The sequence below is a fragment of the Cohaesibacter sp. CAU 1516 genome (assembly GCF_005771485.1).
Lineage (GTDB): Bacteria > Pseudomonadota > Alphaproteobacteria > Rhizobiales > Cohaesibacteraceae > Cohaesibacter > Cohaesibacter intestini.
This window is the reverse complement of record NZ_VANT01000005.1, coordinates 361,029-370,809: the sequence shown is the minus strand read 5'-3', so window position 1 is coordinate 370,809 and position 9,781 is coordinate 361,029. Positions and strand designations below refer to the sequence as shown.

The 9,781-nt window shown below is 54.2% G+C and carries 7 protein-coding genes, 2 pseudogenes and 1 other annotated feature; of the genes and pseudogenes, 5 read left to right on the top strand and 4 right to left on the bottom strand.

Going from position 1 to position 9,781, the window contains the following annotated elements; all coding sequences use genetic code 11:
- Positions 1-198 (bottom strand): annotated as a pseudogene (locus FDK21_RS20810) (hypothetical protein); the annotation flags it as partial.
- Positions 199-288: 90 nt separating this feature from the next.
- Between FDK21_RS20810 and FDK21_RS14915 the strand changes: the two are divergent.
- Together FDK21_RS14915 and istB are read left to right on the top strand one after the other, a co-directional pair.
- Entirely contained in the window at positions 289-936 is a 648-nt protein-coding gene (locus FDK21_RS14915) for a transposase (RefSeq protein ID WP_138149453.1), read from the top strand.
- Between the two features lie 13 nt (positions 937-949).
- Positions 950-1,708 carry an IS21-like element helper ATPase IstB gene (gene istB, locus FDK21_RS14910; RefSeq protein WP_138149451.1) on the top strand — a complete coding sequence of 253 codons (759 nt, stop codon included), beginning with the start codon at positions 950-952 and terminating at the stop codon, positions 1,706-1,708.
- Positions 1,709-1,726: 18 nt separating this feature from the next.
- Here the strand turns inward: istB and FDK21_RS14905 are convergent, their stop codons facing one another.
- The gene (locus FDK21_RS14905; RefSeq protein ID WP_138149449.1) at positions 1,727-2,056 is read right to left on the bottom strand and encodes an SNF2-related protein; all 330 of its coding nucleotides are present in this window, start codon (positions 2,054-2,056) and stop codon (positions 1,727-1,729) included.
- A gap of 98 nt (positions 2,057-2,154) precedes the next feature.
- Between FDK21_RS14905 and FDK21_RS14900 the strand changes: the two are divergent.
- Positions 2,155-2,504: pseudogene (locus tag FDK21_RS14900) on the top strand (transposase); the annotation flags it as partial.
- Positions 2,436-2,524: a sequence feature (AL1L pseudoknot), on the top strand. Its footprint overlaps the pseudogene before it by 69 nt.
- 511 nt (positions 2,525-3,035) lie before the next feature.
- Here FDK21_RS14900 and FDK21_RS14895 read toward each other — a convergent pair.
- Positions 3,036-4,370 (bottom strand): site-specific integrase, encoded by a 1,335-nt coding sequence (locus FDK21_RS14895; protein WP_210238794.1) that lies wholly within the window; start codon positions 4,368-4,370, stop codon positions 3,036-3,038.
- 499 nt (positions 4,371-4,869) lie between these two features.
- Between FDK21_RS14895 and FDK21_RS14890 the strand changes: the two genes are divergently transcribed.
- Positions 4,870-6,681 carry a VWA domain-containing protein gene (locus FDK21_RS14890; RefSeq protein ID WP_138149447.1) on the top strand — a complete coding sequence of 604 codons (1,812 nt, stop codon included), beginning with the start codon at positions 4,870-4,872 and terminating at the stop codon, positions 6,679-6,681.
- Between the two features lie 61 nt (positions 6,682-6,742).
- Complete coding sequence (locus FDK21_RS14885) at positions 6,743-8,983, top strand: hypothetical protein (protein ID WP_138149445.1); 2,241 nt, start codon at positions 6,743-6,745, stop codon at positions 8,981-8,983.
- A gap of 53 nt (positions 8,984-9,036) precedes the next feature.
- Here the strand turns inward: FDK21_RS14885 and FDK21_RS14880 are convergent, their stop codons facing one another.
- Positions 9,037-9,780: an SDR family oxidoreductase gene (locus FDK21_RS14880; RefSeq protein WP_114009989.1), complete on the bottom strand. Its 744-nt coding sequence runs from the start codon at positions 9,778-9,780 to the stop codon at positions 9,037-9,039.
- Position 9,781: the final 1 nt, after the last annotated feature.

Here is a 9,781-nt window from a genome sequence, read left to right as displayed (position 1 = left end):
ATCTGTGCCATGACAAGACGCACAGCTTTCGTCAAACAGGAACTTCCCCATTTGCTCCGGCATTGTCAGTTTTGGCACGGTCACTTGAACCATCGGCTTGCCTTCCGGTTTTGTATGGTTTGATGCCTGAACGCCAGCAATCAATCCGGTGAACAATGCTATCGTCACAAATGCGACAAGATTATGTCTTGATTTCATGTAAGCTTTTCCTTTGATAGACCATCCAGGATTGGGCAGTCGGGTTTATCATTGCCATGGCAGTGCATTGCCAGCTCAGAGAGTGTGGTTTTGAGAGATTTGAGTTCTTCAATTTTGCGATCAATCTCTGAGACTTTATCAAGGGCGATTGATCTCAAGCCATTGCCCAAGGAGCCCTATACCTATGCTGAATGGAAGAAGTGCCGGGCCGGGCTCGATTATCATGTCGACATTGATCACCACTATTACTCGGTGCCGTACCAATTGCTGCGTCAGGATCTCTGGGTTCGGATTACAGCCCGCACGATAGAGATCTTCCATAAAGGTCAGAGAGTTGCGGCACATACTCGCTCTTCGGGTAACCGCCAACATACGACCCTGCATGAGCACATGCCGCCCAATCATCGCTTCCGTTCAGGTTGGACACCTGAAGCCCTTCGCGAGAAAGCTGCCAGGATTGGTCCCCATGTTGAAGTCTTCGTGGATGTCGTCATGCGCAAACGAACACATCCAGAACAAGGCTATCGCACCTGTATGGGTGTCATTCGGTTAGCCAAGAATTTTGGGTCCGATCGCCTGGATGCAGCCTGCGAACGGGCACTCTTCATCCACGCTCATTCCTACACATCCGTTCACTCTATTCTCAAAACCGGACTGGATCGCCGACGCCGAGAAAAACCCACGGACGGCCCCGTGATCACTCACCCCAATATCCGTGGATCCCAATACTTCCATTAAGGAGAAGACAACAATGCTGACACATCCAACTCTGGACAAATTGAAGGCCCTCAAACTCGATGGCATGGCTGCGGCCTTTGCTGAGCTTGAGGGGCAAGATGGCTCCGCTAACCTGACCCATGCCGAATGGTTGGCTCTTCTGGTCGAGCGGGAAAGCGTCAATCGCGAGACCAAGCGGTTTGAAAGCAGGATGCGGGCCGCGCGGCTACGTCACGTCGGAGCTTCACCGGAAGATGTCAATTACGGAGCCCGCCGGGGCCTCGACAAAGCCCTGTTCCAGACCTTGCTGACGTCCAGATGGATCAGCGACAAAAAGAATTTAAGCATCGTCGGGCCATGCGGGGTTGGCAAAACTTGGCTTGCCTGCGCCCTTGCGCAAGCGGCTTGCCGGGACGGCATCACCGTTCTATACAAGCGCACCGCGCGCCTGTTTGATGAGCTTGAATTGGCCCACGGCGACGGCCGCTTCCCGCGTCTGTTCAGGGCCCTGACAAAAACACAACTGCTCATCCTTGATGATTGGGGACCGGATCGCCTCAATGCCAGCCAGCGGCGCGACCTGCTCGAAATCGTCGAGGAACGGTATGGCAACGGTTCGACGCTCATCACCAGCCAACTGCCCATCAGCACATGGCACGATGTCATTGGAGAACCAACCTTCGCTGACGCCATCCTCGACAGGTTCGTGCACAACGCCTATCGCATTGAGCTGGAGGGGCAGTCCTTCCGAAAAACTCACGCCAATATGGATGACGAAACCGGCCAAAACTGATAACAAAAATCAACCGCCTCACGGCAATGCATCAGAGCCGCGCGGATAGCCCGGAATGGGTGCGCGGATGTTGTTGGAATGACTGCGCGGATACGTCGGAATCCCCATATCTGGCTGCAAATGGATTTCGGCTTCTTTTTTCCAGTTTGCAAGCAACGCTGTGGGAGCAACAATGAGAATGGGCCCTTTTATAGATTTTTGGGGGCTGCTCGCCTTGGCTTTGTTAGCGCGGATCCAGGCGAGAAATGCCAAGGCTTGAAATGTTTTGCCGACCCCCATGTCATCCGCAAGCAATACTCCAGGCCAGCCTTCTTTCCATGCTCGGCAAATCCAGTCAAATCCGTCCAATTGGTGGTTTTTGGGAATTGTTCCGTTTATGAGAGACGTGGGGAATGAACCGCGCCGGGTTTGCCGGAGGCTCCAACTTGTGAGAAAGTGGAGCCAACATGAGCAAGACAACAAACAAATATTCTCCTGAAGTACGGGCCCGGGCAGTGCGGATGGTTCTGGAACACGAAGCCGAGCACCCGTCCCGCTGGGCAACGGTTTCTTCTATTTCAGCCAAGATAGGCTGCTCCGCCCATACACTGAATGAATGGGTCAAAAAGGCCGAGGTTGATAGCGGCGCCCGGCCTGGTATTTCAAGTGAAGTCGAAGAGAAGATGAAGGCGCTTGAGCGGGAGAACCGGGAACTCAAGCAAGCCAATGAGATTCTTCGCAAGGCCTCTGCCTATTTTGCGATGGCGGAGCTCGACCGCCGATCCAGATAATGGTGTCGTTTGTCGATGAATATCGAACGACAAAAAATGGCCATTTTATTCTTCTAGATGGCGCGTCTCGGCCGCACCGAATTCCGCCTATCGACAGCCGTACGATGGGTGGGCGCGGTGAAGCAGAGGCGCTGGTTCAACGGCTCTACCAGTTCGCCCTCATCAAGGGGCCGATTAAGAGCCGACCGCGACGGAGTTAGTCGCCAGCACGATGACTGCGTCATTCGATACCAACCGCAGGTCATGCCTAAAAATCGCGGTACAGGTCGAGCAGCTCAAGTCTACAGATAAAGATTGCCTTCCCGACAGCCTGTCCAAACTAGTCCATGTTGATCTTGCTGGCTCAGCACATCGCTGCTCAAAACCCGTGACAGATGCGGCATGTGCCACGGCCCCCCATCAAATCAACCCTGAACACCGACTATATATCCAGAAAAACACCGTCTGTGAAACCCGGCTGTTTGGCCGCACCTGACACAATTGAAAACACCGTCATGAATGATTGCCGCTACTTGTTACAAAGAAGTGGCATCGTGGGGCTGCCTAAGGATTTGAGCCTAGGGTTGAAATACCAAGATATCCTTGGCGGTTTGCCGACCATATAGGAATTCTGCCCAAGCCTGCATTTGACCGCGGCGTTTTTCCAGCATGTCAAGGCGTCGGTACGCACGTTCCACTTCGGTGCCGACCTTATGGGCTAAGGCAATTTCTGTCATGTCTCCGTCGAAGTAAGTCAACTCTGTTGACCAATCTTTGAACGTCGAACGCAGGCCATGCGGTACGGCGTGCCTCGGTTCATTGGTCTTGGTGTCTATGATGGCGGGATCTGAAAAGCCTTTTCCTCCTTTCGCAATATCATTAAGATGCATGCGCTTCATCGCTTTGCTCAAGGTCATGTCGGATAAAGTTCCGCCTCGCAACGCGGGGAAAACCAAGCCCTTCTTGTTGTCACGAGGTTGTTGTTTCAGCAGCTCAATGGCTTCATTGGACAACGGAACACGATGCTCACGTCGGTTGCGTTTCATTTTCATTTTTTCTTTGGGAATGGTCCAAATGCGGGTTTCCTCGTCATATTCGTCCCAAGTCATTCTGCGGACGTTTTCAGAGCGCACTGCTGTCATGGCCAGAAATTCCAAAGCTCTGCTGCCGTTGCCACGGCGAGTGCGCAGCTCCGCAAACCAGGACGAGGTGTCTGGCAACTGGAGGGCTGGATGGTGCTGCTGTTCTCCGTCTTGCTTGGGTAGACGGAATTCAAGATTGCCCTTCAAGCGAGCTGGATTGTCACCGGTCCGGATCTTCTTATGTGTGGCCCAATCCAACAAATGCTCAAAATAGTTTCTTACATCGGATGCCATGCGCGGTTTGGTTAGCCAGATTGGTTCGAGCAATGTGACCACGGCATCCGTGTCGATATCCTTGACAAGTGTGGAACCAAGGCCGGGCACCACATAGGCATTCATGGCATTGATCCATTGTTGCTTGGTCCGGTCTGCGTTCGGCGACGGTACGATCAGTTGCAGATAATAGTCATCGACGGCCTGTTTGACAGTGAAACCCTGCGACTGGCGTTTATTATTGTCCTCTTTGGCTTGGTCAATTGGATCAATCTTCTCAATGACCAGTTTGCGAACCTCGAGTGCTTTCTCTCTAGCGTCCTTCAGACCAATAGAAGGGTAGGGGCCAAGTCCCATTTCTCTGATCTTCGATTTCCCCTTCTCGTTCATGTGGGTTGGTGAGGCATACCGAATGAGCCATGATTTTGCTCCAGAAGAGGTGATTTGAAGTTTTAGACCATCAGCTCCGCCGACAGAGACAGTGTCATTGCCTTTCTTCCCGGAATGCTTCAGATTCTTGACTTGCAATGCGGTCATTTCCTTCACGCGCTTCGGCATATGATACCCCCTTTAACTTCGAACCTACCCCTTAAAAATGTTGGATAGTATGATCATGTTCTTATTGATGTGAGACAGGTTGATACTATACAAGTGTATGAAATATTTGTCAAAAAGTTCAGATATGACTGTAAATGATGCAGAATGAGAGTACCTGCGATATTATTATATGGACGGTCTCACTCCGACCATTTTCCAAAACAGATGCCTCTTCAGAATGCCATCGGACGTGCATGCCTCAAGCCGCCGAGATGAGAATCCTTGTCTGTATTCCGTCTTGAAGAAAAAGCCGGGACATGACGGCCCACGCCTGATCATCAATCACATTTTTGTGAGCCGGTGCTTTCATACGTCCAGAAATTCAAGCAGTTACCTCTGCAGAGCCTGACCCGCCTGCGGAAAGCAGTTCACTTGGTTTTACAACGAGCAACTTTTCTCTATCATGAGGGAATATGCTTAGTTGTCTTGTTTGATATTGATTTGATCTCTGGGTGGAACAATGCCTTTTCCGAACCTGTTTTTCTTGCCCCGGTCGCTGGCCGTGGCAATCGTGTCTGTATGTGTCTCTTTCATCTCACTGTTTGGCCCATTGCAGGCGGCGCGTGCGCAAACCGCCGCGGAAGTGCTGTTCGTCCTTGACGGGTCCAACTCCATGTGGGGGCAGATTGATGGCACCGCCAAGATTGCCATTGCCAAGGATGTCATGAGTGATCTAATCACCGATTGGGATGCCAAGGTTCCCGTTGGCATGATGATCTATGGGCACAGGCGGAAAGGGGATTGTCAGGATATTGAAGTGGTGGCAATGCCCGGACAGGTCGATAGACCCCTGCTGATCGACAAGGTCAAATCCATTTCCCCCCGTGGCAAGACCCCGATCAGTCTGTCTCTGACCATGGCGTCTGCTCAGCTCCTTTTGAAAAATCTTGGCAAGTATCCCAAACCACGCTCTTCTCTGGTGCTGGTCAGTGACGGTCTTGAAACCTGTGGGGCCGACCCCTGCGAGACCGCGCGCAATCTCGATTTGGCCAATCCCGGTTTGGATGTTCATGTCATCGGCTTTGATGTCACCAACGAGGAATCCCTTGCACTTCAATGCATCGCAGACAATTCCGGGGGCAAATTCTTTCGTGCCAACAATGCCAGTGAATTGCAGGCGGCGCTGAAGGAAACCGTCAAGTTGGCCAAGGCCAAGGCCGAGCCCAAGCCCGCCCCGCCGCCAGCCCCACCTGCGACAGCCGCAAAGACTTCCGAGCCGGAGCCGGCTGACCCTGAGCCATCCCTGTTCCTCTATGCCAAATTGTGTGAAAGCTGTGATCGGCTGGCGGCCAACAAAGTCCGCTGGTCGGTCAAGGGAAGAGACGGAGGAAGCCTTTATGAAGGTCTCGGCATCCTTTATCCCTCTGACCCTGTTTTGGCTCCGGGACGGTATCCAGTGACCGCACGCTATGAATCAAGCGTACTGGTCCGGGACACCGAGCTGATCATCGGAGACGATGGCCAGCAAGTTGGCGCGGTCAATCTGATGGGGGGCACGGCCACACTTTTTGCCTATGCGACCGACGACAAGAGCATCGCCGCCGACCCGATACTCTATCAGTTCTTCCCCCTCAAGGATGGTAAGGCTGCGGCCAAAGCCTTGACCGAGGCGGCCTCGTCCAACAGCCTGACATGGTTGCCCGCAGGGCGTTTCAAGGTCGTGGCATCCCACGGCACAATCAAGGAAAGCGCTGAAATCGACATTCTGCCGGGAGAGAAAACCCGCCACGACTTCGACATGCGCGTGGGTTATATCCAGCCCAGTTCGGTTCTCAGCGCTGGCACCAAACCCTTGGGTGGCTTTGCGGATTATGCGGTGTTCAAGACCGAACAAGACGCCCGGACCAAACAAACCCTCGATAGCTTGCTTTTCCTGCCCGGATCGCAAAAAGCCAAGAAGCCGCTGAAACCGGGGCAGTATGTCATCAAGGCCTTCGTCAATTACAATCGCGGCGGCCCCTCGATGTCGCGAATCTTTCCGCTCGAGATCAAGGCCAACGAAACCGCAACGCCCCAGCTTGACATGCAAGCTGGATTGCTGAGCCACAAAGTCGGCAGCGCCAGCGGGCAGCGGATCATCAATATCGATTACATGCGCGCCAGCGATGACAAGCGGGTCCATTACTTCAATCAAGGCACGTCCAAGACGCTGGCTTTGCCACAGGATCGCTACTATCTGCGTGTGATGATTTCTGGCGGCAAGACCTTCAACACCGATGCATTCGATATCAAGGTCGGGCAGGCAACCAATCTGGATGTGGCCATTCCGTAACGTGGTCATTGCACGAGCTGGCAATGCGTCGGGGATCGGTATGAAATGGGGAGGTGGGATGATGAGTGGGACGACAAGGGACGTGTCAAAGGGCGGGGGCAACGCCTTGGCTGCTCTCGCAGGGCTTCTGGTTGCCATGATGGCGACTGTCTCCCAGGTCGGGGCGGAGACCGGTGACAGGTTTCAAACCCTCCTGTCGCGGGTGGAAGCCTTGCAGCAGCGCGCAGGCAACAAGGCAAGCGACTGTTCTAAGGACGCATGTGGTCCCAAACAATGTCGTGGCGAAGCCCATATTCTGGCCGATCTCACCAATGTCAGAACCGCGCTGGACCGCTATGCGGAAACGCTCGAAGCCGAAGAGGCGTTGCTGGAGAAGGCCAATCTGGAGGCCATAACCAACAATGACCGCCTGTCCGGTCAACTCGAAGCCGCCCGGATTGCAGCCAGTTCATCGCGGGCAACTGACGAAATGCTCGGCACTGCGACCGAGGTTAATGGCGTCATCGACAATCTAAGGGGCATGGCCCAACAGTCCCTCACTGAGACACTCCGCAATCCGGCTGCCATCTGGGAGACGATCAAGGATCTCAATTCTCTGCTTAATCGCTTTGACCACAGCTACAACCATCTCCAGCATCAGGTGGAGTCCATCACCTACCAGCCGGATGTCAGTGATGCCGCGGCCAAAGACCGGATCAACCTCAAGGCATTGCTTGAGGATAGCCTGCTGATTGACAATTTGCCCTTGATCAACGAGGCAGGCAGGACCGCCATCAAGGAGAATAGCAGCAACGCGGTTGACGCTCTGAGCGCCCGTGACGAACTGGTCAAAATGCAAAAGGAGTTGAAGGAGCTTGGTGCAATGGCCGACACTTGGCAGAAGGAAGGCACAAAGGCCCTTTCCAACGCCAAGGCAAAAGTGCGGGCCAATGCGATGCGCAAAGTTGCTTTCGCCATGACCCAGATTGCATCGCGCTATGTGAAGACCAAAATTTCCGAACCAGCCCTGACGGATTTTCGCGCCAAGATTCAAAAGGCACGTCAACAATTCGCAGCTCAGGGACATCCATATCTCAAACAAGTCGCCGCGCAGGAAGAGGTCCGCGATCAGCTCAGCCGCCTGTCAAAACTGGACGCCAAGCTGAAAAAGGCGATCGATACGATTGCGCCTTGCGCTCATAGCCGCTGCAATTCCACCACTGCGACCCGCGGGCTTGTCGATTTGCCACCGCTTGAACGCGATCCGCGCAATGGCAAAGTGCGGCTCCAAGAAGCGCAAACGGACTTGCAGGGCAAGCTCGACCAGATGATCGGAGCGCTTGAAGGCCATCTTGAAACGGCGGCGGCAGAGCTTCACACCATCACGGATGATGATTTGATCTTCAAACCGCAATGCGCCCAGTGCCGCTCACTGGCTTTGGACCTCAAGGCCAATGGCGACAGGCTGGCCTTTGTTGGCAAACGCCTCGCCGCCTTGCCCGATACCAGTGTTTCAGAATTGCGTGCCATGAAAAACAAGCGCGAGGCGCTATTGCGTGAAGCCGAAGAGGCCAATGCCCTCTACAAGGAGCGCACAGAAGGGCGCATCGGTCGCAAGTTCGGCAAGTTGCATGCGGACGGTCAGGCAGAGTTGCTTGAGATTGCACGCACCATGCGTCGTCTGGCCGGAGAGGCACGAACCCTGCGCCACAAAATCAGCCGTATCGAGGCGATCAACAATGAAAATACGGCCTTGATCCGCGCCCAGACGGCAGGAAAACAGGCCCAGCAAGCCTTGCTGGAACGCTTCTATGCCTGCAATGACAGGGTTTGTCGTGGGCAGGAAAAGCCAACACAGGCCGAGCTGATGCCAAACAATGGGGCGCAGCGTGGATCTGAACCCGTGGCAGACAGGCGCGATCCGGACTGTGATGAAGAGGCACCAGGTCGACCCGGCTCCAAAGGCGTTATGACCAAGGTCACCACGACACCGCTGGGTGCGACGCCGTCGGTCAGCACATCGGTCACGACCACCCCCCTTTCGGTGTCCGAACCATCCAGCAATCCCGCTCTTGTTGGCAAAATCACACCATCCGCCCCCCCAGTGAAACAGGAGAAAGGCGATGCAGTTCTGTTGAGCTTTCCGGGCATCTTCGAGAATGTCTATTTTTGCAACAAGCCAGGAAATGGCGGCAAATTAAGCAGATGTGTCGATGAAATCGAAACGAACGATGAGTGTTGGGTGCCGCGCTGGATCGCAGCCAAAGGCGTCAAAAGCTGCAAAGAGGCAGTCGCGTTGGAGAAGAAAGGCCGTGATCAGTAGGGGAAAAAGCCACGTGTCAGACGGCCGTGAGACCATCTGACACGTGACGCTTTTTAGTGGAGATAGGCGCCACCACAAACCGGGTTATAGGTGCCGGTGACATGCCCACTTTTCGGATCAGCAAGGAAGCGAACCGTATTGGCAACATCGTCCGGTGTCGCAATCTTCTGGGTCGGAGTGAAGTTGCGGATCATCTCCTTGAACTCGTCAGGAGCGTCTTTCGTCGCATCGGTTTCCACCAACCCAGGGGCCACAATATTCGCCGTGATGCCGTGCGGACCGAGTTCCTGCGCGAGGTATTTGCAGAAGCTGTCCAACGCGCCTTTTGCCGTTCCATGTGCGATAAAGCTTGGCGCAGGGGCTTCCGAGAGCGTGCTGGAAATGAAAATCAGACGACCAAACCCTTTGTTCCGCATGGAATCCACGGCCAGTTTTGCGGCCTGATAGGATGCGTGCATTTCGTCGTTGAGTTTCTGGGAGAATTCTTCCCAGCTCTGGTCGACAAAAGGCTTTGCCGTGAAATGCATGTTGGCGTTCGACACCAGCACATCAACGCCACCATAGTCGCGGTCGATGGTGGCAAACATGTTGGCAAGCTCGGTATCGTCGCGCACGTCGGCACGAAGGGATACAGCCTCACCGCCTGCTTGCGTGATTTCAGCAACCAGAGCGTCGGCCGCTTCAACGCTGTTTACGTAATTGATGAAAACCCGGTAGCCATCTTCAGCCAGGGCTTTTGCACTAGCCGCACCAATACCTCTGGCTCCTCCGGTAACGAGCGCGTTGCGTTTGCTCATG

Excerpts from the sequence above, each read along its gene's own strand:
- FDK21_RS14895 (WP_210238794.1), bottom strand. The coding sequence starts at position 4,370 with ATGCCGAAGCGCGTGAAGGAAATGACCGCATTGCAAGTCAAGAATCTG.
- FDK21_RS14880 (WP_114009989.1), bottom strand. The coding sequence starts at position 9,780 with ATGAGCAAACGCAACGCGCTCGTTACCGGAGGAGCCAGAGGTATTGGT.
- FDK21_RS14885 (WP_138149445.1), top strand. The coding sequence starts at position 6,743 with ATGAGTGGGACGACAAGGGACGTGTCAAAGGGCGGGGGCAACGCCTTG.
- FDK21_RS14890 (WP_138149447.1), top strand. The coding sequence starts at position 4,870 with ATGCCTTTTCCGAACCTGTTTTTCTTGCCCCGGTCGCTGGCCGTGGCA.
- istB (WP_138149451.1), top strand. The coding sequence starts at position 950 with ATGCTGACACATCCAACTCTGGACAAATTGAAGGCCCTCAAACTCGAT.